The following is a 23,162-nucleotide window of genomic DNA, read 5'->3' on the forward strand; positions in this document are numbered from 1 at the left end:
AGGAACACATGACAGACTTCATGATGACGGATAGATCATTGCATCCGCTTGCGGAGCCAACAGCCGCCAGCTTCAGGGCGGGTAAACTCAGCCGCAGAGAGTATCTGGCAAGCATGGCTGCTTTCGGGGTGACAGCCTCGGGGGCTTTGGCACTCGGAGGTATAACTGCAACCCCGGCATTGGCGCAAAGCCCGCAAAAAGGCGGCGTCATGCGGATTTCGATGTCGGTGAAAGGTTTCAAGGACCCGCGTACGTTCGACTGGGACGAAGTTGCCAATGTCGCCCGTCAGTGCAACGAGTACCTCGTGCGCTGGAACCGTGACTTCACCTTCGAGCCCTGGCTACTTGAAAGCTGGGAGACGAGCGACGATGCCAAGACCTACACTCTCAACGTTCGCAAAGGCATCACATGGTCGAATGGCGACGAATTCAATGCAGACGACGTGATCCACAACATATCGCGCTGGTGCGAGGCGGACGTGGAAGGAAACTCGATGGCGGCCAGGATGGGTGGACTCGTCGACGCCGAAACCAAAAAGGTCCGTGAGGGTTCTCTGGAAAGAGTTGACGACCACACCGTTCGCGTGAACCTGCCCACTGCCGACATTTCGCTGGTCGCTGGCATGGCGGACTATCCTGCCCTTATAATGCATCGCAGTTATTCAGGCAGCGCGGACCCTTTCGAGGCACTTTCGATCACCACTGGGCCTTGTGAACTTGTTGAGTACGCTGTCAGTCAAAAGGCTGAGGTGCGCCGAAAGGAGACACCATGGTGGCGCGGTGAGTTCTGGCTCGATGGTATCGAGTGGATTGACTACGGAACAGATTTTGCGTCGGAAGTCGCCGCTTTTGATGCCGGAGAGGTAGATGGGAATCATGAAACTTCGCCGGACTCCTTGCCAGCGTTCGAAAACATCGGAATTGTGAACTCCAGCATCGCTACCGCAGCTACAATCGTCATCAGGATGAATGCGGATCAACCTCCTTACGACGATGTTCGAGTACGGCGGGCTGCACAGCTGGCTGTTGAAAACAGCATTCTGCTCGAGTTGGGCATCAATGGCACTGGAGTCGTTGCCGAGAACCACCACGTGGGTTCGATGCACCCGGAATATGCCGATATCGGACCCCATGTTCGCGATGTAGAGCAAGCTTTAGCCTTGTTGGCCGAGGCAGGACAGTCCGAGCATGAGTTCGAAATCATCTCGGTCGATGTCGACTGGATCAAGAACACCACCGACGCAGTCGCGGCCCAGCTTCGCGACGCCGGCCTCAAGGTGAAGCGGACGGTACTGCCTGGCTCAACCTTCTGGAACGACTGGGCAAAGTATCCTTTCTCTTCGACAAACTGGAATCCGAGACCACTCGGTGTTCAGGTGCTGTCACTCGCGTATCGGTCAGGCGTTCCCTGGAACGAAAGCGCCCATTCGAATCCCGAGTTCGATGCCCTTCTGGACAAGGCTTTGGCGACGCCGGATGTTGATGCCCGGCGCACAATCATGTCTGAGCTGGAAACGTTGCTGCGCGAGTCCGGCGCAATTATCCAGCCCTACTGGCGGTCGTATTTCCGGTCCTACCGCGAGGGCGTTCATGGATACGAGATGCAGCAAGGGCGGGAGCAACACCTCGATCTCGTCTGGCTCGATAGCTAGTGGGATGGGGCGGCCATTTGGCCGCCCCATTTCCGAGTTTTCAGGTCGAAGTCGAACCGGACGGCTTGCAACAGTGCCCTCGGTGCATCACCGAAACCAGGAAACATGGGCATTCCCTTCGAAAGCAGGCTGAGCCATGTCTACAAATCAACGAAAATCTTCGACCTGGAACCACGCGCCAGAACTACCATTGCAATCCATGCCCTACTGGCACTGGCCGCCCCGGCCATGGGCTGTTCTGCGCTGGCTTTTTGAGAATTTCTTGCAGGTCTCTGACCGGGCGCTGTTTCTGGTCTACAGCTTTGTCATCGCATTCTGGCTGATGCCCTTTGTGCCTGCGGAGGCAACCCTCAGTTGGGATTGGGCCACACTGGTTCTGCTGCGCAACATGGTTGCTGTCTTTCTGGTGGTTGGCTGTCTGCATATCTGGTTCTATGGAGTTGACGGGCAGGGCAACGTGCTGCGTTTTGATGTACGCCCAATCACGGGCCGCAAGAACGCGCTGTTCCTGTTCGGGTACCAGACATGGGACAACATGTTTCACACGCTGGTCTATGGTGTGCCGATTGCATCTGGTTTTGAGATCGCCATACGTTGGGCCTACGCCACCGGCTGGACGACGCCAGTTACCTTTTCCGAAAACCCGGTTTGGTTTGTCTTGCTCTTTCCGGTGCTGACAGTGCTGCAAGGTCTTCACTTTTACCTGATCCATCGCCTGATCCACTGGCCGCCGCTGTACCGGCATGTGCATTCGGTGCACCACCGGAATGTCAATGTCGGCCCCTGGTCCGGCTTGTCGATGCACCCGGTTGAACACCTGTTCTACTTCAGCAGTCTGTTAGTCTTTTTTGTGCTGCCCGCCCATCCCGTACACATGATGTTCCTGTTGCACTGGCAGATGTTGGGGGCACCGACCGGTCATTCCGGATACGAGGCTGTGTTTGCCAGGAACAAGGCGCGCATTTTGATTGGCGGGTTCTTTCACCAGCTTCACCACCGTTATTACGAATGCAACTATGGCAGCCCGGAATTCCCGCTCGATAAATGGTTCGGCACTTACCACGACGGAACCGAAGAGATGACGGCTGTCATCCGTGACCGCAAAAGAAGGATGCACGCGAAATGAGCGTTTTACTCTCCCCCAAGGACGCCCGGGCGTTGATCTGGAATGCGTTGACCGGCAGCGGCACCGCGCCAGAGAACGCAGGGTATTTCACTGACGCCATTTTGGATACCGAACTGTCCGGATTGGAGGGCCACGGGTTCTACTGGCTGCAATATTACTGCGCCCATCTGCGCAGCGGCAAGGTGGATGGCAAGGTCGTCCCGCAGATCGAGGCGCTGTCCGACACCAGCTTTCGCGTGGACGCGCAGCACGGGTTCGCCCATCCGGCGATTGAGGCCGGGTTCAAACATCTGATCCCGGCGGCCAAGACGCATGGGGTTGCGGCGATGGGCGTTCATAATTCCTACAACGCCGCGACGCTGGGGTTTCATACCGGGTATCTTGCGCGCGCAGGCCTTCTGGCCATCGGTGCAACCAATGCTGTTCCTACCGTTGCGCCGGTCGGCGGCAAGACCCCGATCATCGGAACCAACCCCATTTCCTATGCAGTGCCTGCTCCGAATGGCGGGATAGCCTTTCTGGTTGATCAATCGGCAACGCAGGTGGCCTGGACCGCGGTGAAACGTGCTGCCGAAGAAGGCGAACCGATCCCCCTAGGCTGGGCGCTGGATGCGAATGGCAATCCCACAACCGACGCCGGAGCCGGGCTTGACGGATCGATGGCACCTGCGGGCGGCGTCAAAGGGTTCAGCATCGGGCTGTTGGTAGAGGTGCTGTGCGCCGCCCTTGCCGGGGGCAAGCTGGGGCCGGATCAGGGGTCATTCACCGACAATGACGGCAAGCCGATCGATAACGGCCAGTTCTTTGTGGCCTTTGATCCGGGCAAACTGTCTGGCGGCAGTTTCGATCAGACGATCACTGCGCTTGTGGCCTCCATCACCGAACAGGACGGCGCCCGTCTGCCAAATGCGCGGCGCGAGGCGAACAAGCAGCACCTTGCAAAACAGGGCATTCCGATTGACGTAGAACTCTATGAAACGCTGAAAGGTTTCGCATGACAGAGGCTGAACTGCGACGGTTCCTTTGTGAGCAAGGTCTGGCAGGCAACCGGACGGGTTTTCGGAAACTCAAGGGAGGGTATCTCAACACTGTCTGGCGTGTCGATGCGCCTGGCGTGCGCCTTGTCGCCAAAGAGTTTGCAGAGCCGATGACAGGCACCCTCTTTCCCAATTTGCCAGATGATGAAGCAGAGGCCTTGCGCCGCCTTGCTGGGCTGGACGTTGCTCCGGATTTGGTTGGGTATTGGCCTGAAGCCGCGCTGCTGGTTTACGAATTTGTCGAAGGGGACATGTGGGACGGGGATATGCCAAGCGTCGCAGAGCTGCTTTTACGCAAGGAAGCCGCCGATCCCTCCGGGTTTCGCAAAGTGCCTTTGACGTCCCCGGATATCATAGCCGAGGGGGCTGCGTTTTTCGCACGCTGCCAGCACATGCCAGCTTCCGCACCGCTGCCGGCGCCCGGGGTACCCGCTCTGGAAAAGCTGTCCCTTATCCATACGGACATAGGTGTGAACCTTGTCGGCTCGAAAACGGCGCTGCGTCTGATCGACTGGCAATGCCCTGCTGCTGGTGACATCTGCGAGGACATCTATAGCTTTCTCTCACCTGCGTTTCAGATCCTTGCGGAACGTGAGGCTTTAACCAGCATAGAGGTAGATGCCTTCTGGCAAGCCTTGGCCCGCCCGGATCTTGCTGAACGATATGCCTTGCTGCGCCCGGCCTATGCCTGGCGCTTTGCGGGCTATTGCGCATGGCGGGCCGAAGTATTGATGGACGCAGAAATTTGCGCCCGGTACCGCCGCGCGCTTGGCGCAGAACTGGATTACATGAGGCAACCTGCATGATCGTTGAGACCACCATCCACAGTTTCAGCCTTTGGCATCACTTCGCGCACAAGCCCGGATTTGACGCCGTTGCCTTTGCGGATCTCGCGCGGTCAATGGGCTTTCAGGGCATCAGCCTTTCGCTGAATGATACCAGCTACCGTCATCTGGGCGGTCGCGAGACTGAGCGGATGGATCGGCTGCGCACCTATCTGACAGCCCATGGGATGAGCCTGGAGATCGACACTTCGGACACGTCACCGGGCAATATGTCCGAGATGCTGAAGGTGGCCCACCGCATGGGGGCAACGTCCTTGCGCACCTATACCCGCCATGGCGGGGAGGTGCGGGAGATGATGCAAAACACGGCTTCTGATCTGGCGGAGGTGATGCAGGAGGCGGGTGAACTGGGCGTGATCATCGTGCTGGAAAACCACGAGGATTTCACCGGGCCAGAACTGGCAGAGATTGTGGAGCGGGTGACCCACCCCAATCTGAAAATCCTCTATGATTACGGCAATTCGCAGATGGTTCTCGAGGACCCGATTGCAGCGTTGGAAGCGGTGCTGCCCCATGTCCACTCCATCCATTTCAAAGACCATGTGATGATACGCCCTGAGGACGCTGGCCAGCTCACCGTTGCGGGTGTCCCGGTGGGGGACGGATTCCTGCCTCTTACCGAACTGACCCTCCGTTTGCTTAATCAGGGATTGCGGCGGTTCACTTTCGAAAACGTCTGGGCTTATAGCGCGCCTATTCAAGAAGGTCGCACAGCGCTGGATGGGGTAAACTTGGGCGAGGGCACATTTGCATTTCTCGACCCTCCATTCGACCCGGCTGTCGTCGTGTTACAGCAATCGGAGTTCAGCCCCGAAAAGCTCGTCGAACTTGAGAGCGACGCCCTGCACCGAGGTCACACAGCATTTCGGCAAATTCTGGGAAACCTCGGTGCAACAGGTGATTGGGTTTCCTGATGAATTCGGTGGTCGATATACAGTATGAGTGCCATATCGGCCCGTCCTGCTTGGTTCCGATTAAGCGTGTGTTCGATGCAAAATAGCATTGCTGCCGCGTTCACTTGTGAAAAATGCGATCGCACATGTTTTGGAGCGCAGGCGCGCTATTTTCTCATGTGTAATCTTTGAAGCCTTCAAGCAAAATCCGACCAGAACTGGTGCCAAGGTGTCGACTAGATTGGCACCCGCTGGCCCGACCTAGACCTTGACGGATGTGCGCCAAAACTCTAGCCAAAGCTTGCAACAGGCTCACCGAACAGGCTTTCGTCGGGCGTGATGCCAAGTCCCACCCCTTTGGGGACCGCGAAGTGACCGCCCTCGATGGCAATGCCATTCTCAGGGTCATAATGTTGCTCAATGTAGCTTCCTGCCGTCCAGACAGCCTCTAACAGACGTGGCTCAACGGTTGCTGCGATGTGAATACAGGCAGCTGCGGCAATATCGCCACCCCAGGTGTCTTCACAGGTATGCGGGAGAGACCGCATCGCACATATATCACGCACTGTTGCAAAGGGAGTCAGACCACCCAAACGGCTCAACTTGAGACCAAACCCGTCGCAAATCCCCAGTGCGATGGCCCGAAGGACGTCGTTGGGGCTCTCCGTACTCTCGTCGAGATAGATGGGGTGAGCAACCTGTGCCCGAATAGAAGCGATCTCATCTATGGTGCTGCAGGGCTGCTCTAGAACGAATGGAATATCCTTGCAGGCCAAGCTCAACCGCAAGGTTTGGCTTGCCGTCAGGCCGCGGTTTGCATCGACAACAATTTGTGTCCCGTTGCCAACCGCCTCCCAAACTTTTCGGACGACCGCAATGTCAATGGCAACGTCCCGGCCCCCAACCTTGATCTGAAACCTTGGATAGCCTTGTGCAACTTTTTCTTTTGCCAGTCGTGTGATCTCATCAGGCTCGCCTAGACCGCTCGCATAATATGCGGGCAGCCTTTCGGCCGCCGCACCACCGAGCAGATCACAGACCCGAACCCCATAGTTCCGGGCCAGCATGTCCATAGCCGCGACATCGATTGTCGTCTTGGCGTAGTTGTGACCGTTGAGAAGACCGTCCATCCGCCGACGCAAGAGAAGTGGCGTAAGAATTGATTGCCCGATCAGATTTGGCCCCATTTCCGCAATCGCCGCGCGTGCGCCAAGTGCATGTTGCGGTTGATAAGTTGGCCCAACGGGTGCGACCTCTCCCCAACCAACCAGCCCTGTGTCGGAAACCATCTTTACGATAGTGGAATCAACCGAATGCAAAGAATTTCCTGACCAAGTGTATGGGCCACCTTTTATCGGCAGATCTTTTTGAAAGACATGAATTTCGCTGATACGCATACGATAGTGCCTCGTTTTAGGGCTTCCGAGTTTTCGGAGAAGTCAAGATTCCGGCGGCGCACCGCCCTCGCTCGTGCGGCGCTCCACAAAGCCCCTGAGCTCTTCGGCGACCGCGTCATCCAAGCGCGGAGGTTCAAACTCGCGCAGAATGCGTTTCCAGATCTCATTGGCACGTTGAGGTGCAGATTTACTGCCTGCCTCAGTCCAGGTGCCAAAGTTGTTCCAATCTGAGACAAGCGGTTCGTAAAATGCGGTTCGGTAGCGTGACAAAGTGTGATCGCTGCCAAAAAAGTGCCCACCGGGATCAACGCTTGCAATCGCCTCAAAGTCCGTGTCGGCATCGTCAAGTTGCTGTCTTTGAAAGATCTCACCGAACATTTGTAACAGCTCCACATCCAGGACGAATTTCTCCATCGATGCAGTGAGCCCGCCCTCCAGCCAGCCAGCCGAATGCATCATGAAATTTGCCCCTCCCAACAAAGTGCCCCAGGCGGACATTGCAGTTTCGTAGACGGCTTGCCCATCCGTAGCGTTCGACGAAGTTGCGGCAGAACCACGCCATGGGAGGCCGATATGCCGCGCCAGTTGGCCAGCCCCGAATGCGGCGGACACAAACTCAGGTGTCCCGAAGGCTGGCGACCCGGATTTCATATCGACATTTGAGGTGAAGGAACCGTAGACCACGGGCGTACCGGGCCGGACAATCTGCGCAAGCGTAATCCCCGCCAATGCCTCTGCATGCTGGAGGGCAAGCGCGCCGGGCAACGTAACTGGCGCCATGGCACCCGCCAGCGTGAAAGGCGTGATAATCAGCATCTGCCCCGCCTCCGCGAAGTCGATGATGCCCTGACACATGGGCACATCCAGTTGACGCGGGGAATTTGTGTTGATCGACGTGTAGCAGTAAGGCTTCGCCCGAAACCGTTCGCCACTTAGGCCACGCGCGATTCTTACCATCTCGAGTGCGTCACGCACCTGTGGCGCGCCACGAGAATAAATGAAAACTGGCTTCCGGCTGAGCGTCAGTTGACTTTCAGTAGTATGCAAGTGCCGAAATTGAGAGGGAATATCCTGGGATTCAACGTTGGTGGTTTGTACATGGATCACATCAAAATGTTCGGATAACCTAATAAAGTTCCGAGTATCCTCCAGCGTCCCCGTGCGCCTGCCGTGATCAAGATCGGAGACATAGGGCGGACCAATTACTGGGCAGAAAACAACTCTGTCTCCTCCCAGCGAGACATCCTTTTCCGGCGTGGCGCCATGCAGAGTAAATTCGCTGGGTGCTGACGTGAGGGCCTGTTCCACCAATGCGCGATCAATTCGGACGATCTCCGTCGCTTCATCCACGTTCGCACCCGCCGCTGCAAACCTATTTCGGGCCTCAGCATGCAAAACGCGAATTCCCAATTCGTCGAGGACCCGCAAGGCGGTTCGGTGCAAACTCTCCAACCGGTCTTCGGAAAATGCGGGTTGCCTGATGAGGCCATTTTTCAAAGCGCAATAGTTCGAATTGCGAGCGGCTGTGCCGGAAGTGTCCGAACCAGCATTGGATCGCCCTCGCTTCCGCCGCCCTCTAGGGAGCTCTTCCTGTTGGCCCTGTTTTGCTGGTGCCTGTTGATCCATTGCGAACTACCCTGATTTTGACGCGGTACTGATGATGAGGCTACATCCTCATGACCTCCCAAGGAAATTAATAAGACTGGTCAGAAATATGAGACCGTCTCATACAATGGGAGGCGTTTGAGCCCTTAGTGTTATGCAAGTGTGGTGCTGGCAAAATTCGGGATGGAGGTATTGTCGGTGAAATCTTTGCCCAGATATCTCTTGCTAGACAGTGAATACTGGCGCGACGAGCATCGAACCGCCGTGCAGGCATGCAGAAGAGAGACTGGATGTCGCGCAACTTGAATGTCGGCTTTTTCGCTCACTAACCGATTACTTTGCGACCATGGAGAAGATCAGCCTCCCGCCCAAGGCGTTTTCCACCGTATTCGCGATGCGATGATTGCCGCCGTTGGGGTTTGTGCAGCGAAATGGTGCTATGTCCGCTTCTTTCCAGTTCGAACAAGGCGCAGCCAATGTCCGCAATTTCCAGCATGATCGCGTTTTTGGTCACCCGTATGCAGAGGACGGCTGTATGTATTGGGCGTATTGAGTTAGACCAGTTTCGGATTTCCGCCTCCGAACAGCGGCAACAATCGGTTGATCAGCTCGTCCGGAGAGAGCCGATGCGCCAGCTCTGCCAACTGATGCTCTGTTTCCGGGTTGATTGGCGCGAGGTTAAGCAGATCGCCGAGATGTGCGGCCAGAACCGGGGCTTTGACGGACTCGATTGCATCCGCAAGCTTTCGATCTTCTTGCGTTTCATTGTTAGCAGCTACCTCGCTCGGATCTTCGAAAAACCCATAATCTGCAGTGCCAGTGTCGGGAAACAACGGCGAGCGCGGGTGCGAGACTGCCGCACGCTGAGACAGCGTCTGTCTCGGGTTCGGCTCAGGTTCTGGTTCTTCAGGCTCGGTTGACCTCGAGGAGCCAGCGTCCTTCAAAAACTCATCATACCGGGTCACCACTCCATCTTTGACGACGGGAATCTCCGGCCAGGGTTTACCCTGTTGGCTGTCATTCAGGGCTTTGAACCGATGGTCCAGATAGTAGGACACTCGGTTTGTCCGGATCGGGAACATGCCTTTGCCGGTGATAATAACCTCTTCCTTGCCCAGACGACCGATCTCTTCCGGTGTCATCAATGGCCGGCCTTTCTCCGACCAGCTTTCAGACCGCCCGGGTTCTTTCGACCAGTTGCGCCCGGACACGGATTTCTGCGTCACGGTCTTGTTGCCAAGCGTCTTGGACAGTTTGGCTTTGGTTTCTTCCGAGTTGGGTGTCAGCCACACATGCAGGTGCGAACTTTCGGTCAGAATTTCTTCCCCTGCTGGCCCATAATGTTCCCGCAGCGATGCGGGCGACTGCACAACCAGGCACAAACGGCCGCCATAACCGGGCAGGGTGGTGACCGCATCGAGGACGCCCTGCATTTTCCCAAGCGAATGAAACTCGTCGATCAGGAACAGAACCGGCAGGAAGTCCTCATGTGATGCCATGAGCCGCCTTCTCAATGCGTTGATGGCGCACTGGACAAACAGGCGGACAAGGGGGCGCGATACCTGCTTGTGGGCTTCGGGAATGCAGAGGTAACACGTCTGCGGTTTCCACCGCATCTGCTCAAAGTCGAAGTCGTTTCTCTCCGTCGCGGCCGTTGCCCGAACGATGGCCGGGTTGCTCCAGGCGTTTAGACCTCCGCCCATCAACACCGACAGGTAGATCCCCAACTGCTTGTTGTCCTGACCTGCCATGCGCAGCAGAACCCCTTTCGAGATCGGGTCCGGGGCTCGGGATGCCAGCGACGCAAACATGGTCTTGTAGTCGGGCACCTCATCATCCCCCTTCACTTTCGGAGTGAGCATCTGAAGCACCCGACCGATTGAGGGCAGGGGTTCGTTGCAAACAACTGCCGTTGCGGCTTTGAAGATTTCCTGCGCATCTTCCATCAATGATACTTCCGCACCGCTGGTGCTCTTCGGGGCGAGCAGGGCAGCGCTAATTTCAGAAATGCGTACAAGTCTGTCTTCCAGATCGACCATCTGAGAGATTTCAATCAGCGGGTTGAACACATGAGATCGACCTACAAGGGAGCCATCCGGGTTGTTGGGAAACCGCATATCGAAGGGCGACAGTGCTCGCACCTTGTCACCTTTTTCGAGCCGGCGCCGCGACGTGGTTTCGAAAAGCTCGCCTTTCACATCGTAGACGATGAGTGAACCGGGATAGTCGAGCAGCGTCGGGATGATTATGCCGACGCCCTTTCCGGATCGCGGCGGGCCCGAGACCAGAATTGTGCCCTGGTCATCGGTGTGGGCGCGCAGGTGAGGTGCTTTTTTCTCTGGTTTGCCAAGTTTGCCAAGCACCAGCCCCCAATCACTCACAAGCGGGGCCGCGCGGATCTCTTTCACCGTGGCCCATCGGGCGTCGCCATGGGCATCGGTTGCGGTCACGCCAAACACCATGCCGCCAAACAGATATGCGAGCCCGGCTCCGGTCATCAGCCCAAACGTGATACCGCCCCAAAGTACCATATCCCAATCCTTCGGGTGAAGGCTGTTCCACTGGCTGACCAGCAACCAGGGCCGCCACGTCTCGATGTCCCCGTTCACTTTCCAGGAAATCAAAAGCGCCGCCCAGAGCGGGATGCTGATGACCGCTGCCGCAATCGTATAAGGAAGGTGAGTTTTTGCCTGTATGGTGCTCATGACTTACTCCTTCACGGCAATCTTGGAGGCGTTCACGCAGAAAACGTCACAGGTACAGATCCCGCGAGACAAACACGTTGATCTGTTCGCCCTGGTCAATCCAGATCGACGGCGGGATCGACAAGTATTCCTCAAATGCGCTTTGACCGGAATCGGCAAACCCATCGGTACCGGTGTTCAGGTCGTTGTCATTGAGGGTCCGATTTCCAAAGCTCGATATGCCTGAGAAGATCGAGATGAAAAACGCAGCCTCAAACTTGAGCCCGAAATGATGCTGCACGTTTCCGGTTATCCCGGCACGTCCCAGAGCATCCACACCGCGCGACCCGATCATGATGGACCGTTGATCCGTTGTGATCACCCGGTTCCAGGCCACGAGAACCCGGCGCTGGCCGAGCGAGATATCCGAGGAGTATTCACCGACCAGCGTTGACCCGCGCGGGATCAGGACCGTTGTGGCATCCGCTGACCAGACATCCCGGCTGACGCGCGCGCGCAGCTCACCCGGCAAGTCCGATGAGATAGCCGTTTCAAGGATGGCGGGGATGGTGCGCCCTTGCGGAACAAGGCGGTGAACGTCCTGCAACTGGGTGGCCCGCGCCGTCTGAACCGAGCGGGACGCCGCTGCGTCGAGGAAGTCGCTTCCGGTACTGTTGCTCGCGCCAGAGTCAGCAGCTACGCTTGCGCTGCTGCCGCCCAAGCTGTTGGTCAATGGCCGCGCCAGCCGTTCCTCTTCAGCCTTGCGTTCCGCTTCAAGCCTTTGTGCTTCTGTGTCGCCATTTGGTGCAGCCTCCGGATTTTGGCCCGGTTCGGTAATCGGTTTGCTTGCCTGTATCCGTGCGATCAGTTCACGCTGGCGCCGCTCGGAGGCCAGCCGATCATCCTCCAGCTTCTTCAGGAAGGCTTCCAATGCAGCCTCTTGCCGTTGTGTCCGTTTTTCCAGAGCCGCCAGCGCCTGTGCATCTAGGTTGCTGGTCGGCTTTTCCGGTTCAGGAGCAGGGTCAGAGTCCTGAACCTGGGCGGCAGCAATCAGCTCACGCAGCTCCGCCAGTTCAGCCTCCAGCACGGCCACGCGCGGGTCCACCTGCGGCTCAACAGGGGCCAGCGGCTGCGTTGGAACGGTACCAAACAGCGAACCGCCCTGACTACGCGGATCGGGTGTTTGATTGACCTCCGGAATGATGCCGGAGCGCCGACCGGCATCACCGCCTCCGATATTGATCCACAGTGCAGTCCCAATGAATCCGATAAGAGCGAGTCCCCCCAGGATCATGGGCAAATTGACGCTGCGCTTCGGCTCTTCGCCCGTTTCGATACGATCTGACAGGAGTTTGCTTTGCTCTGGCATCAGCGGTTCTCCCCACTCACAGCGGCGTTTCGCGGTGACAATTTTTGTGGTTTGTAAGGGTCGCGGTTTCGATCGATCGCATAGAGCCGGTTGTTGAACACGCAGACCACATACGGCCCGTCGCGCAGGATCAGGCGCGGGTAGACACCGGTCACAACAATGGTTCCGTCTGCCAGATCGGTTGAGTTCACCAAACGCTCGCGTCCATCCGCACTCAATGCAAAGACCGACGGCCGAACGCTTTGCTGTTTCAGGCGCAGATAGGTCTTGCGCCCATCGTCAAAGGCCACTTCCGGGCGCAGCAACCTATCACCGCTGGCGCTGTACTGGAGATTGGCGGGCCGCCCGGATGTGTTGAATGCCGCCTGAATGTTGCCAGCCTGCCGGGGTCTGAATCCCTTTTTGCGATCCGGATAGTTGAATCGGTAAAGGAACCCCACATCTCCGGGAGGGCCGCCTTTGTGGGCGTGCAGCAGGAACACGTAGGTGCGCAGATTGGTTTCCAGAATAAGGTTGCTGGCCTGCGGCGTGGCGTATTTTGCCTTGATGACAAACCCGTCCCGCGCGGTGTTCGGAATGAAGTCCCAGGTCTTGGGGTCTCCACGGACCTCATCAACCATCACCTCGCCTTCTTCCAACTGGAACGTTGTGGCGTAGCCGGTATAGGCGTCGATCTTGTAGACGTCGTCGGGATGGTAGTTGAGCATTCGTATTCGCCCATCGGTACGTGTGCCGCGCCCCTGTTGTTCAGCCGAGACCGAGACAGCACCTAAAGTTAGCGTTAAAGCGGCAGTGCAAACAAAACGAAGCATCAGCGCGCCTCCTCATCCAAGCGGTAATTGGTGACGCAGAACCCGGTCGGATTTTCCCAACGTTCCTCGAGCGTCATGTGCCCGGTGCGATCGAATTCGTACCCCATCGTCACCACGAAGTTGCGCTCTGAGACGGGTGCGCCTTGTTGCGCCCGCGCGCTTTTCGTCATGCGCAGCGTGGCCGATTTTCCGTTGTGCAGGGTGACAGACCGAATGCGCACATCGACCCGGCCATGACTGCCATAGATGTTCATAGGGCTGTTGGGGTTTCCCTCTTCATAGAGGGCAGCCAAATCCTCAGCAGCCCCGCGGCATGTCTGGCCGTAGACAGCGTTCAGGCGGTCCCGCTGATCATAGGCATCATAGGTTTCCCGGTCGCGGGCATATTGGAACAACAGCGCCTGGGTGACATACTCGTCGTCATCCAGTGTGAGATTGCCCAGACGCGATTCCACATTGACCAGGCCCGTATGTTTGTCGACGGTCATGGTGATCGGAACAACCTGCTTCAAAGGCGTCAGACCCATGACCGCCGCAACGCCCATCACGCCGATCAATGCGCCAACCCCGCCTACAACGTAGGCCATCCGCGCCCGGCGTTGCATCGAGAGATACATTTCATCTTCCCAACGGTCATGACCGTCATGAATGGTAGTCGTGTCAGGAAGAGGGGAAGACAGATCGTGACCGTCAGAAGTGCACGGATCAGGGGTAAATTCTACCATCGCGTGTTGCATCTGGTGACTCCTCGTCTGTTGCGGGGCCAGCCCGCCGGCGGTTTCAGTCGTGGTTTCAGTTCAGGTTCGTCGAGATCTGGCTTCTTCGGCCATGCGTTCGGCTCCTCGTCTCACAGAATCCCGAATACGCTGACTGTTCGCCTCTGCAGGGGAGGGGCCGTCTGCCGCGCTGGCTGCGTTGGCGCGTTGATTGGCAACGTCACCCAGGTTATTTCCGCCGGATCCTACACCGGTCAGCCTTCCGCCCAGGAGTTTCACTCCGTGATGACCAGCACCTTTGATCTGGGATTCGCCCAGAGCCAGCGCCGCACCGCCGATCCGCTGCGCGATCATCGGACAGATCAAGAGAAGTCCGGCGGTTATGCCGCTGATGCCCGCCAGTTTGAACATCTCGAGAGGAATGTCTGTGTCTGAAAGAACGCCATCAGTGACAGAATCGGAGACACCCTTCGTCGCGGCTAGAGCAATGCCCATGACTCCAAAGAGCAGGATCTGAAACAGAACCAGCATGGTGATGCCACGCACCCAGCCGTTGAAGATCTCCGCAGAGCTGCGCAGGTAAGCCCAGACGGCCATGACCGGGAAGATGGCGAGCAGAATGGCCATCAGGACTTTCGAAGCAACGAGCAGCGCAAGCGCAATGACGATCATGGCTAGGATCGCGACCGCAGCGAGCAACGCCATGATGACCACGCCTAGTGCTTCGCCTGACAGGTAGTCCGTCACCCCATACGAACCCAATGCGGTCGTGATGTTATTGAAGGATGTGTCTGCAACATCGGCAAATGCAGTTGCTACGCCCTCGGCGTTCCCGGCTCCCCCAAACTGGCTGAGTACAGTGTTGCCGACATTGATGGGGAATTGGGTGAGGAATGGAAAAACGTACTGTGTCCAAAGCGCGCCGCCAGACACGGCCAGATAGAATAAGGAAAATCGAAAAACGAAGGTAATGAAGCCGTCCAGTGAAAAACTGCCTCGGAACCCGGCAGTAATTGCCCAGACCCCCAGCGCGGCTCCTGCGAGAAAGGTCAGAAATTCCGCGCTTGGCGTCGCAAGCGCCTGGAACACCTGTTGTGAGCCGCCATTGATAATATCGTCAAAGCTCTGATCGGTTCCGACAAGGAAATCTCTGATGCTCATGACCCTTCATTCCTTTTCCTGTATTTGCGTAGGCAGTTGTTGACAGCTTTGTCGGATTCCCGGAACGCAGCTGAAGCAAGCCCGAATTGTTCCGAGATCTCTTCTGGGGTCATCTCCATCAAATCGTCGTCAATTTCGATGGGGCCATTGAGCCGAACATCTTTCTCCGGCATCGGTTCATTTGCGGTGAATGCTGCCTCACATGTTTCGGCGTAAGCGAGTCTGACGGTGGTTGCCTTGCGGTACCGGGCAACACGTTTTGCATCCAGCATCCGCATGTTTTCGATCTGCTCTTCTGTCAGTGCCATTGCCGGGTGACCCGCCAACAGAGCGGTGACGACGGTTGTAGCAATTATTAAAGTGTGAGTGGTGATGCGCATCAGTTGGCTCCCTGAGGTCGGTACGCCTTGCGGGCCACGAGGTCCTGACCACGCAGACGTTCGTTGACGATTGCAGCGTCCAGCTGACCTTGTGCGGATAATGTTTGCAAGATTGTGGCGAGCATCATGCCGTTTTCGACCGCTATACGTGTGTTCAGATCGATGCTGGCTTTCAGATCTTCGGTAGACGCGATCTGTTGACGGTAGCCGTCATAGCGCTGCATCGCTTCGCCAGCCCCGGCAAAGCCTTCTTCGGCCACAGCTAGGCCTGCAAGGCTCGATCCGGACACTAAATCATGGGATTTTGTTACCGGATCAGCCTCAGACCGTCCCATCGCCTGTAACCCGCTCAAAGGCTGGAAATCGACTTTCAATGCCTCCAGATGATTTCCGAGACGGTTGTTCACCGAGTTGCCGGTCATGGACAAAGTGGTCAGCGAGGATGCCAAACGCCTCGGCGTAATATCGCCGTTGAACAGGTTGCTTATCTGATCCCGCGCGCCTGTGATCGCATTATGGGTTGCCCGAGCCTGGCGCAGTTGCTCCTGCAGCTCGTTCAACTGCAGCAACGCATTGTCCAACATCTTGGTATCGAGGTTCACCATTTCACCGGTGGAATTCAGCAGGGCGATCAGTTCGGCATGTTCAGTGGCGCTGTAGGTCGGAACACCCTGCGCGCTGGCTTTGTCGGACATTCCAACAAACCCGGCTAGGGCAACGGCTGCTACGCTGGTTTTGAGAAGGGTCTTCATCATCAAGTCCTTTCGTGGGGTGGGTCAGACTTTGCCGATGCTGAGCGGCGGGGTGGTGGCAAGGCCGGTCTGCGGAACTGGTTCTGCGTCAGCGATGTTGCAATTGGCTTTCAGCTCGCGGGGCGGGTCGACGACATCGCCAGCAATCGTGCAGGCCCCGAGCAGGGACAGGCCGAGGGCAACGAAAACGATGTTACGGATCATTGGGAGGTCTCCTGTGGGATTATGGGGATCATGAAGGCATCGAGCCAGCCGTCCTCACCGTGCTCCGTGCGCAGCCGGTCCATTTCTGCGACACTTTCACCGGTGGCGGACAGCACGCGATAGAAAGGTTCTGGCAAGTCCAACCGGGTCGAAACCACGGCGGCGCCTTCTGTATTGCGGATCAGTGCGAGGCGGGATTTTGGCGGCATGGACATAACCGCGTTGAACTCACCTTCGGTCAGGCGGAAGGTATCAATATATGTTTCGCGGTCAGCCTGCGGGTTGGCAAAGAATATCTTGTTTTCTGACGACTGAACCAGCGTGTCGGCAATGGCAGATTTCGACGCGTCCGACGCCTCCTGTGTCATGAACACCAAAATGCCATCGAGCTTCCGAATGGTCTTGATCCAGTCCCGAATGCGGCCAACAAACCTTGGGTCGTCAAACAGGTTCCAGGCTTCGTCGATTTCGATGATCAGCGGTTTGCCAGCGGCCAGTTTGCGCTCGATCCGGTAGAACAAATAATCCAGCAGCGGCGACCGGATATCGGTGTCTTTCAGCAACGCGGTCATATCAAACGCGGTAATGGGCTGGTCGAGGCTGAAACTGTCTTGCGGGTTGTCAAACAGCCAAGCACGACTGCCGGACCCGTGCCACTTTTCCAGTGCATCGAGCAGCTGTATAGGCGCATCGCGGTCATCGACCGACCGCAAGGTAGTAACAAAGTCTGAGAAGGTGCGCAGGGCTGCATCACCCGACGCAAGGCGGCGCAGGCCGGTGGCAATCCGCCGTTCTTGTTCCGGCGTCAGCTTTTCTGCGCCGGTCAGGCGTTTGATGAACCCCTCAAGCCACTCGATCCCGGCCTTATCGGCTGCCACGGCAAACGGGTTGAATCCCAGATTGAGGCCCGGTTTCAACTGAAGGTATGTGCCTCCAAGCGCGCGGATAAATGTCTCGGACCCACGGTCTTTGTCAAAGGCGATGAAATGGGGCGGATCGGGCAGGCGATAGCAACAGGACATCAGGAAGTTTGCCAGCAGGGTTTTTCCTTCTCCTGGTGCACCGAAAATTGCGGTTGTGCCCGGACCCGCGTCCTTGTCAGACCCTTCCCGGTGAAACGAAAACCAGAACGGTGTGCCGGCAAGTGTTCGGAACGCAGCCACGGGCCCGCCCCAGCGTAGCCTTTCCCACGAGCCCGTCGGCCAGGAATGCAGGTTGGCAAAGTCGGCAAAGTTTTTGTCGGACACAAAGCGCTTCTTGGCGCGCGCCTGGTAGGCGAAATTGCCCGGCAGCTGCGCCCACCAGGCCGCCTCTAACCCGATGTCTTCGCGCCTTGTGCGCAGATCCGCGCCGTTCAGTGAGGAGTTCACGCGCGTGGCCGCGTCTTCCATCTCGTCGCGGGTCTCTCCCAGAACGGCAACGGTGAAGTGGTGCCGCCCAATGGACATGGCACGGGAGGCAACCGCGTCGCGCGCCTCATTCAGATCCTTTTGCAGCGATTCCGCTTCGTCGCCTGCATCTTCCATTCCCCGCTTGGCGTCTCGGATCTTGGTGCCGCCTGATACACGGTCCAGCGGCGCGTAGCATTGGGTCGCAATGAACTCGCATCGCTCCCCCAGCAACTCATCGAACATGTAGTATTTGGACCGTTCCGGATAGGCGTTGACTGCAAAGACGGCCGCAAAACGATCCTTGTTCCCGCCCGGTGACAGGCTGTGAACGTGGTCTTTGCGGAACGTGATGCGCCCGTTTGGCACGGCATCGGCCAGGTGGGTCCAGACGGATGGAGCCTTTTGCCAAATCCCGCTTTGCAGCATCGAAAGAAAGGACAGCGTGTGGCTGCGATCCGCATCTGACCCGGTGAGCCGGCGCGCGCCGAACACCGACAGATCGCGCATCGCTTGTTCCGCCGCCACATGCAGGGCTTTGCGGTTCCTGTCACGTGCGGCGGTTCCGGCCGGATCTGAGGTGGCCGCGCGAAGAGACCGCAACCCGGCATCAATCAACCGCTTGCCGCTGGTATAGGGGCGTCGCACGATTGTCAGGAAGTGATGGAGTTGAAACGTCTCGTCCTGATCCAGCTGTTCCCGATAGTGGCGATCCAGTTCTTCAGAAAACGCGGGACCGGTCACGGGCGGCAGCGTGTTGGACAGGTTCACTTTGGTCCGGATGATATGGCTGTAGAAGGCTGTTCGATTGTCTTCAAAGCTGGAGGCAAGGCGGGCGAGCGTGTCGTTGGCCGCTTTGACTGCAACTCGATCCGCGGTTTCGTGGATGAACCCTTTGAGTTCCAACACTGCGACCAAATCACCGTTGCGGGTTGTGAATGTCCCGTCCTGCAGGAAGCGCACAAATGGAATATGCGTGGTGGCTGGTACCTCCCGCGCGGCGCGGCGTGCCGACGGCATGGCCTTTTGAATCTCCGGGTGCACATTCATGTCAGTCTCCGGCGTAAGAATTGCCGCCCCAGAAGGGCTTGTTTTTGGTGAACAATTTGCAGTCGGCCATCGTTGCCAGATGATCCGGCAGGTAAGGATCAACGCTGACGATCCAGCGGGCGGCGAGATATGACAGGACAATGGAGGGCAATCCCCAGAAGCCGAGAAAGCCTTGCGTCGTGATGAAGATCATCAGGGGGATGCTGAGGGCAAAGATGTGAAAGCTCATCGGCATCCCGGCCCTCTCCGAGGGCCGGGTGATCGCCTGGAATATCCGGTTGTCATCACTCATCAGGTCGCAAATCCCTGAATGGCTTCCGCAATCCCGAATGCGCCAAAGAAAATGCCCAACACGATTATGATGACGAAGAAATGGCCCCAGGTGACCGGCACCCGCGGGCTGGCGGCGGAGATGCCGGCAAGTGCAATGGCTGCGCCGCCGAGCAGGATGCCGTTGGCGCCTGTGATGAAGGCGCGTATCTGGGTCAGAATGGATACAGGGGCCGCAAACAGGTCCTGCGCCAGGGCCGGGCTGCTGAACGCAAGCAGGGTCAGCATTGTGAGCGCTGCGAGGTTCTTCGGGTTGCGTTTCATGTGGTTCAGTCTCCTTGGATTGAGTGGGTCAGGCGTCGGGGGGTAGCCCGGCCCCTTCGAGAACGGTTGCGACATAGTGGGTGGTCTCGGAGTAGGGCGGCACGCCGGAATAGCGTTCCACTGCCTTGGGTCCGGCGTTGTAGGCTGCCAGCGCCAGCCGCCAGTTGCCGAATTTCAGGAACATGGCCTTGAGATATCGCGCGCCGCCGTCGAGATTCTGAACCGGATCATGCGGATCGACGCCAAGTGCGGCGGCTGTTGGGGGCATCAGCTGCGCCAATCCCAGTGCCCCCTTGGGGCTGATCGCGTTGGCGTTCCAGCGGCTTTCCTGATTGATCAGGGCGTGGAACAGGGGCACCGGAACACCGTGGCGCATTGCAGCCCGTTCCGCTTCATCGGCCCATTCGCCTTTGCTACGCGGGCTTGCTTTTTGGGTCGCAGCCTGTGCAGCATGGCCGCCATCCTCGTACTTGAGGCATACCATTGCACCTGCCCGGAATGCCGGTTCCAGGCAGGTGCGGGTGGGGGCGGTCGCGCATAGCAAGCGCCCTCCACTCAACAGCGGGCCATCACGACTCGCGCAGATTGCAGCCTCGTCATTCTGCGCCTGGGCAGATGATGCGAACGCCGCAATTAAAGGGAGGCTAATCAGCAACGGTTTGAACAAGTTATTCATGTCGACCAACTGTCCTTTTGTGACCTTGAAGAGGTTGAAGTAGGGGGAGATTGCTGGTCGAACCCCATCCCAAAATGAGTTTGATCGGCATCCCTCTCCGTCGCGACATCGTCCTGTCGGCGGGGAGGGAATTTACCGTCTTCATCGGGATTGCTTTCCGCCAAATACTCAGGAACCTCAGAGTCCGCGTGCTTGCCCGCACGTCCCTCCGATGTTTGTGAGTGGTGGCCGGAGATACGCACGCCGCGAGCCGGGAATGGACCCATCGGACCACCGTCGAACCAGCACCAGCTCGGATAGCGGGTTTCTTCCGAGGCGGTCGTGAGTTGCGCCAGTGCTCCGGAATCGTCGGGATTGTCGGCAACGAACAGGGCCACTGGATCAGCCGTATCCAGCAGCACGGCGGTTGCGATCGGCGCATCTGGCGGCAAGTTGAACCGCATCTGTTTCTGGAAGGCGCGGGACTGTTCGGTCAGCGCCGTCAGAACATCCCGATCACGCAGGCCCTCGAACGGTATCCAGTTGGCCGTCACCAGCATCAGGCCAAGTTCATGGAGGACCGGATAACCTGCCTTTGCGATGGAGAAGCTGGCGATCACGATGGCATGGCCGGACCCCATGGCTTCAATCAGGCGCAGCTGATCGCCGAACACTTTGTCGAATTTCTGCGCCAAATCCTTGTCAGCGAAGAACGCGCAATCGGGGGCATGTTTGAAGATGAACCGCGCGCCATGCGCCGTGGCTTCCAAGGTCTTGTACTCGGCGATCACAAGGCCGAATGGAGTTGCCCCGCGTCCAGCTGGTCGGAGGTCGGCAAAAATCCGGTTCCGTCTGGTTGCTATCTCTGCCTTATCGTTCACTTTGAAGTATTCCGGGACGTAGAGAATGCGGGACAGGTCCTGGCCTTTGACGATCTTTCCCGCAGCGGCCCGGCGCAGGGCGGCGTGGATAAGGCCCCAATACCGCTTTCCGTTCATCCGGGGATACCACTTGCCCAAATCAGCCTCATGCCAGAGGAAGTGCAGAACGCTGGTAATAGTCAGCTTACGCGGGGCGGCCTTCGCTTCGGTTGGCTTCCGACCGGTTGCCTCCGGAGCGGCCCGGGACTTGGTGTTCTTTCGCAGTGGGAAGCCCAGTTTGAGCGTGGTTGTACCGTCGTCGGGATTTTCGGCGATGGCCGATGCCTGGATCTGTGCCAGTCCCGACAGTTCGTCTGGCGGCAAAAATGACGGGCAGCCAACTGCGTGATCCGGGCCAGTGCCGGGCATCCGCTTGACGATGAATTTGCCCGCCATTGCAGCAACGTACATTTTCGGGGCGGGCACACGGCATCCGCACTCAACGCGCGTGCCCGTGCTGTGCGCAGCCTTCAGGGCGCGCTGTCCGTGTGGACTATCGACCAGCAAGGGTACGCCATTGAGATGTAATGTCATTCAGTTGTCCTTTCTGTCGTGAAGAAAAGGTCAGCATTATTTACATAATAAACCTTATGGCGCGGAAGGCCGGCGCGTTTGAGCACGCAGGCTTCAGACACTCGGCCAACGCTCAGACATCGTTAATGCCCCGCGGACTCAGAGGCATTGACTCCGGTGCAGTAGCTGTCCTTTTTAGGAGCAGCATCGGAGGTTACTGTTTTCTTCATCGTTACGGTCCTCTCTTGATGTTTGAGGAAGGCCCCGGATGGCTTTGGGGCGTTTTTCTGGTCCTGCCGGTTGTTGGCGCAACCGACAGGACCGTTCCTCGCTCGATTAGTTTTCTTCCTCTTGCTGCATTTTTCTCCTATCACGTGCACCACGACTGGCGCTTGCCGCCGCTGTATGGTCGCGCGAGACCTTCGGAAATCAGGATGGTCCCGACGTTCTGTCCGCCCACGCGCCCGACCGCCAGAAAACGGTCATGCACGTCCAGTCCTGGTTTGATGACCAACTTAATTTGGCCGGCTGTGTCGATGATGTCTGTCAGCCTGTCTTTCGCCTTCAGGCCCAGAGCCTTTTCCGCATCACATTGTGGGCGGTAGGTCTCAGGCGTGTCAAAGCCGATGAGGCGATAGCGATCATCGCCATGGTCGATAGTGTCGCCGTCAACGGCAACAACCTCTGAGGCGCTCAGGACCTTGGTCGACTGGCCGAGGTGATTGTTTGCGACCAGCAGCCCGGCCAGCACCGCACCACAAAGAAGGAGCTTATTCATGCGCCCTGCCCTCCTTTCTGCAAAAGAAAGTCGGAACCTCGATCAACGAGGCAGGGAACAACAACAGGCGTGCCCCCTGCCCCGCGCCATGTCAGCAGGATCGCGGTCTCTTGCGCTTTTTCGAAGGCTAGCTGAGAAACGGCTTGGCCCAGACGGCCGACAGACAATGCCTGTATTAAGCAAACCTTCGGACTACTTGGTTTTGCCGTCGTCGTTTGAATCGTCCTGATCAGGGTCTTTATCAAAATCCAAGTTGATGTGTCCTCGTACTCCATCGGTCGTGATCGTGAGATCATTGTGGAGGATGATGTCACTGCCTTGTCTGAAGCGGCTGTGGAAATTGAACAGGCCCGGAAATAGAGACAGTCTTCGAGGAACAACCCCTTGAGACGTCGCCCTTTCAGAGATGAGGACGTTGTCCTTCCCATCGTAGCGATAGATGCAAATGTATTGCGGACGTCCATTTTGCCCCAGCTCGACTAGGTCATACCGAAATTCATAGTCCTTTCCTGATTCAACAAGGTCTCGTGCTTCGCCTTGTGTGATCAATGGAAAGTTCTTTCTGTGCGGCATGGTCGTCCCCCTATGAGACGACTTCTTACATCCTTTCGAAACCTGCGAAAGTTCAGAT

22 protein-coding genes are annotated in these 23,162 nt (G+C 57.5%); 5 read left to right on the forward strand and 17 right to left on the reverse strand.

All coding sequences use genetic code 11. From position 1 onward, the window contains the following. Nucleotides 1–8 precede the first annotated feature (8 nt). The 5 genes from ACR0JR_RS18735 to ACR0JR_RS18755 all read left to right on the forward strand — a co-directional run bounded on the left by ACR0JR_RS18735 (nt 9) and on the right by ACR0JR_RS18755 (nt 5,574). Nucleotides 9–1,652 carry an ABC transporter substrate-binding protein gene (locus tag ACR0JR_RS18735; protein WP_480457410.1) on the forward strand — a complete coding sequence of 548 codons (1,644 nt, stop codon included), beginning with the start codon at nt 9–11 and terminating at the stop codon, nt 1,650–1,652. Between the two features lie 136 nt (nt 1,653–1,788). After that, complete coding sequence (locus ACR0JR_RS18740; protein ID WP_480457411.1) at nt 1,789–2,778, forward strand: sterol desaturase family protein; 990 nt, start codon at nt 1,789–1,791, stop codon at nt 2,776–2,778. Beyond that, a complete protein-coding gene (locus tag ACR0JR_RS18745; protein ID WP_480457413.1) occupies nt 2,775–3,776 on the forward strand; it encodes an Ldh family oxidoreductase in 1,002 nt (333 codons plus the stop codon). The genes ACR0JR_RS18740 and ACR0JR_RS18745 overlap by 4 nt, the downstream gene beginning before the upstream one ends. Continuing rightward, on the forward strand, nt 3,773–4,621 hold the full coding sequence (locus tag ACR0JR_RS18750) for a hypothetical protein (RefSeq protein WP_480457415.1): 849 nt from the start codon (nt 3,773–3,775) through the stop codon (nt 4,619–4,621). Before ACR0JR_RS18745 ends, ACR0JR_RS18750 begins: the two co-directional genes overlap by 4 nt. Then, nucleotides 4,618–5,574: a sugar phosphate isomerase/epimerase family protein gene (locus ACR0JR_RS18755; protein ID WP_480457416.1), complete on the forward strand. Its 957-nt coding sequence runs from the start codon at nt 4,618–4,620 to the stop codon at nt 5,572–5,574. Before ACR0JR_RS18750 ends, ACR0JR_RS18755 begins: the two co-directional genes overlap by 4 nt. A 269-nt stretch (nt 5,575–5,843) precedes the next feature. Here ACR0JR_RS18755 and ACR0JR_RS18760 read toward each other — a convergent pair whose 3' ends face one another. From ACR0JR_RS18760 to ACR0JR_RS18840, 17 genes are all read right to left on the reverse strand, one after another. Next, nucleotides 5,844–6,950: a mandelate racemase/muconate lactonizing enzyme family protein gene (locus ACR0JR_RS18760; RefSeq protein ID WP_480457417.1), complete on the reverse strand. Its 1,107-nt coding sequence runs from the start codon at nt 6,948–6,950 to the stop codon at nt 5,844–5,846. Nucleotides 6,951–6,992: 42 nt separating this feature from the next. Then, nucleotides 6,993–8,576 (reverse strand): trimethylamine methyltransferase family protein, encoded by a 1,584-nt coding sequence (locus ACR0JR_RS18765; protein WP_480457419.1) that lies wholly within the window; start codon nt 8,574–8,576, stop codon nt 6,993–6,995. A gap of 533 nt (nt 8,577–9,109) precedes the next feature. Continuing rightward, a complete protein-coding gene (locus ACR0JR_RS18770) occupies nt 9,110–11,260 on the reverse strand; it encodes a type IV secretory system conjugative DNA transfer family protein (RefSeq protein WP_480457420.1) in 2,151 nt (716 codons plus the stop codon). A gap of 46 nt (nt 11,261–11,306) precedes the next feature. Then, nucleotides 11,307–12,608, reverse strand: coding sequence for a TraB/TrbI/VirB10 family type IV secretion system protein (locus ACR0JR_RS18775; RefSeq protein ID WP_480457421.1), 1,302 nt, complete (start codon nt 12,606–12,608; stop codon nt 11,307–11,309). After that, nucleotides 12,608–13,420: a TrbG/VirB9 family P-type conjugative transfer protein gene (locus tag ACR0JR_RS18780; protein WP_480457424.1), complete on the reverse strand. Its 813-nt coding sequence runs from the start codon at nt 13,418–13,420 to the stop codon at nt 12,608–12,610. Before ACR0JR_RS18780 ends, ACR0JR_RS18775 begins: the two co-directional genes overlap by 1 nt. Beyond that, entirely contained in the window at nt 13,420–14,157 is a 738-nt protein-coding gene (locus ACR0JR_RS18785; RefSeq protein WP_480457426.1) for a VirB8 family type IV secretion system protein, read from the reverse strand. The genes ACR0JR_RS18780 and ACR0JR_RS18785 overlap by 1 nt, the downstream gene beginning before the upstream one ends. A gap of 60 nt (nt 14,158–14,217) precedes the next feature. Continuing rightward, nucleotides 14,218–15,297, reverse strand: coding sequence for a type IV secretion system protein (locus tag ACR0JR_RS18790; protein ID WP_480457427.1), 1,080 nt, complete (start codon nt 15,295–15,297; stop codon nt 14,218–14,220). Then, nucleotides 15,294–15,677 (reverse strand): hypothetical protein, encoded by a 384-nt coding sequence (locus tag ACR0JR_RS18795; RefSeq protein WP_480457428.1) that lies wholly within the window; start codon nt 15,675–15,677, stop codon nt 15,294–15,296. Before ACR0JR_RS18795 ends, ACR0JR_RS18790 begins: the two co-directional genes overlap by 4 nt. Continuing rightward, entirely contained in the window at nt 15,677–16,429 is a 753-nt protein-coding gene (locus tag ACR0JR_RS18800) for a type IV secretion system protein (RefSeq protein WP_480457429.1), read from the reverse strand. The genes ACR0JR_RS18795 and ACR0JR_RS18800 overlap by 1 nt, the downstream gene beginning before the upstream one ends. Before the next feature lie 24 nt (nt 16,430–16,453). After that, a complete protein-coding gene (locus tag ACR0JR_RS18805) occupies nt 16,454–16,633 on the reverse strand; it encodes a hypothetical protein (protein ID WP_480457431.1) in 180 nt (59 codons plus the stop codon). Continuing rightward, nucleotides 16,630–19,071 (reverse strand): VirB4 family type IV secretion/conjugal transfer ATPase, encoded by a 2,442-nt coding sequence (locus tag ACR0JR_RS18810; protein WP_480457433.1) that lies wholly within the window; start codon nt 19,069–19,071, stop codon nt 16,630–16,632. Before ACR0JR_RS18810 ends, ACR0JR_RS18805 begins: the two co-directional genes overlap by 4 nt. A 1-nt stretch (nt 19,072) precedes the next feature. Next, entirely contained in the window at nt 19,073–19,363 is a 291-nt protein-coding gene (locus ACR0JR_RS18815; RefSeq protein WP_480457435.1) for a VirB3 family type IV secretion system protein, read from the reverse strand. After that, complete coding sequence (locus ACR0JR_RS18820; RefSeq protein ID WP_480457436.1) at nt 19,363–19,665, reverse strand: TrbC/VirB2 family protein; 303 nt, start codon at nt 19,663–19,665, stop codon at nt 19,363–19,365. The genes ACR0JR_RS18815 and ACR0JR_RS18820 overlap by 1 nt, the downstream gene beginning before the upstream one ends. A 28-nt stretch (nt 19,666–19,693) precedes the next feature. Then, nucleotides 19,694–20,341, reverse strand: coding sequence for a lytic transglycosylase domain-containing protein (locus tag ACR0JR_RS18825; protein ID WP_480457438.1), 648 nt, complete (start codon nt 20,339–20,341; stop codon nt 19,694–19,696). Then, nucleotides 20,338–21,774, reverse strand: a complete 1,437-nt coding sequence (locus ACR0JR_RS18830) for a DUF1173 family protein (protein ID WP_480457440.1) — start codon at nt 21,772–21,774, stop codon at nt 20,338–20,340. Before ACR0JR_RS18830 ends, ACR0JR_RS18825 begins: the two co-directional genes overlap by 4 nt. 349 nt (nt 21,775–22,123) lie before the next feature. After that, a complete protein-coding gene (locus ACR0JR_RS18835; protein WP_480457442.1) occupies nt 22,124–22,531 on the reverse strand; it encodes a thermonuclease family protein in 408 nt (135 codons plus the stop codon). Between the two features lie 192 nt (nt 22,532–22,723). Beyond that, a complete protein-coding gene (locus ACR0JR_RS18840; protein ID WP_480457443.1) occupies nt 22,724–23,104 on the reverse strand; it encodes a hypothetical protein in 381 nt (126 codons plus the stop codon). Between the last annotated feature and the right edge of the window lie 58 nt (nt 23,105–23,162).

Source organism: Ruegeria sp. AA3 (genome assembly GCF_056542905.1).

What these genes read in the sequence shown, in the direction of transcription:
- ACR0JR_RS18770 (WP_480457420.1), bottom strand. Translation starts at nt 11,260, where the DNA reads ATGAGCACCATACAGGCAAAAACTCACCTTCCTTATACGATTGCGGCA.
- ACR0JR_RS18740 (WP_480457411.1), top strand. Translation starts at nt 1,789, where the DNA reads ATGTCTACAAATCAACGAAAATCTTCGACCTGGAACCACGCGCCAGAA.
- ACR0JR_RS18755 (WP_480457416.1), top strand. Translation starts at nt 4,618, where the DNA reads ATGATCGTTGAGACCACCATCCACAGTTTCAGCCTTTGGCATCACTTC.
- ACR0JR_RS18800 (WP_480457429.1), bottom strand. Translation starts at nt 16,429, where the DNA reads ATGAAGACCCTTCTCAAAACCAGCGTAGCAGCCGTTGCCCTAGCCGGG.
- ACR0JR_RS18735 (WP_480457410.1), top strand. Translation starts at nt 9, where the DNA reads ATGACAGACTTCATGATGACGGATAGATCATTGCATCCGCTTGCGGAG.
- ACR0JR_RS18750 (WP_480457415.1), top strand. Translation starts at nt 3,773, where the DNA reads ATGACAGAGGCTGAACTGCGACGGTTCCTTTGTGAGCAAGGTCTGGCA.
- ACR0JR_RS18840 (WP_480457443.1), bottom strand. Translation starts at nt 23,104, where the DNA reads ATGCCGCACAGAAAGAACTTTCCATTGATCACACAAGGCGAAGCACGA.
- ACR0JR_RS18830 (WP_480457440.1), bottom strand. Translation starts at nt 21,774, where the DNA reads ATGACATTACATCTCAATGGCGTACCCTTGCTGGTCGATAGTCCACAC.
- ACR0JR_RS18795 (WP_480457428.1), bottom strand. Translation starts at nt 15,677, where the DNA reads ATGCGCATCACCACTCACACTTTAATAATTGCTACAACCGTCGTCACC.
- ACR0JR_RS18825 (WP_480457438.1), bottom strand. Translation starts at nt 20,341, where the DNA reads ATGAATAACTTGTTCAAACCGTTGCTGATTAGCCTCCCTTTAATTGCG.
- ACR0JR_RS18780 (WP_480457424.1), bottom strand. Translation starts at nt 13,420, where the DNA reads ATGCTTCGTTTTGTTTGCACTGCCGCTTTAACGCTAACTTTAGGTGCT.
- ACR0JR_RS18790 (WP_480457427.1), bottom strand. Translation starts at nt 15,297, where the DNA reads ATGAGCATCAGAGATTTCCTTGTCGGAACCGATCAGAGCTTTGACGAT.
- ACR0JR_RS18745 (WP_480457413.1), top strand. Translation starts at nt 2,775, where the DNA reads ATGAGCGTTTTACTCTCCCCCAAGGACGCCCGGGCGTTGATCTGGAAT.
- ACR0JR_RS18820 (WP_480457436.1), bottom strand. Translation starts at nt 19,665, where the DNA reads ATGAAACGCAACCCGAAGAACCTCGCAGCGCTCACAATGCTGACCCTG.
- ACR0JR_RS18760 (WP_480457417.1), bottom strand. Translation starts at nt 6,950, where the DNA reads ATGCGTATCAGCGAAATTCATGTCTTTCAAAAAGATCTGCCGATAAAA.
- ACR0JR_RS18805 (WP_480457431.1), bottom strand. Translation starts at nt 16,633, where the DNA reads ATGATCCGTAACATCGTTTTCGTTGCCCTCGGCCTGTCCCTGCTCGGG.
- ACR0JR_RS18775 (WP_480457421.1), bottom strand. Translation starts at nt 12,608, where the DNA reads ATGCCAGAGCAAAGCAAACTCCTGTCAGATCGTATCGAAACGGGCGAA.
- ACR0JR_RS18765 (WP_480457419.1), bottom strand. Translation starts at nt 8,576, where the DNA reads ATGGATCAACAGGCACCAGCAAAACAGGGCCAACAGGAAGAGCTCCCT.
- ACR0JR_RS18815 (WP_480457435.1), bottom strand. Translation starts at nt 19,363, where the DNA reads ATGAGTGATGACAACCGGATATTCCAGGCGATCACCCGGCCCTCGGAG.
- ACR0JR_RS18835 (WP_480457442.1), bottom strand. Translation starts at nt 22,531, where the DNA reads ATGAATAAGCTCCTTCTTTGTGGTGCGGTGCTGGCCGGGCTGCTGGTC.
- ACR0JR_RS18810 (WP_480457433.1), bottom strand. Translation starts at nt 19,071, where the DNA reads ATGAATGTGCACCCGGAGATTCAAAAGGCCATGCCGTCGGCACGCCGC.
- ACR0JR_RS18785 (WP_480457426.1), bottom strand. Translation starts at nt 14,157, where the DNA reads ATGCAACACGCGATGGTAGAATTTACCCCTGATCCGTGCACTTCTGAC.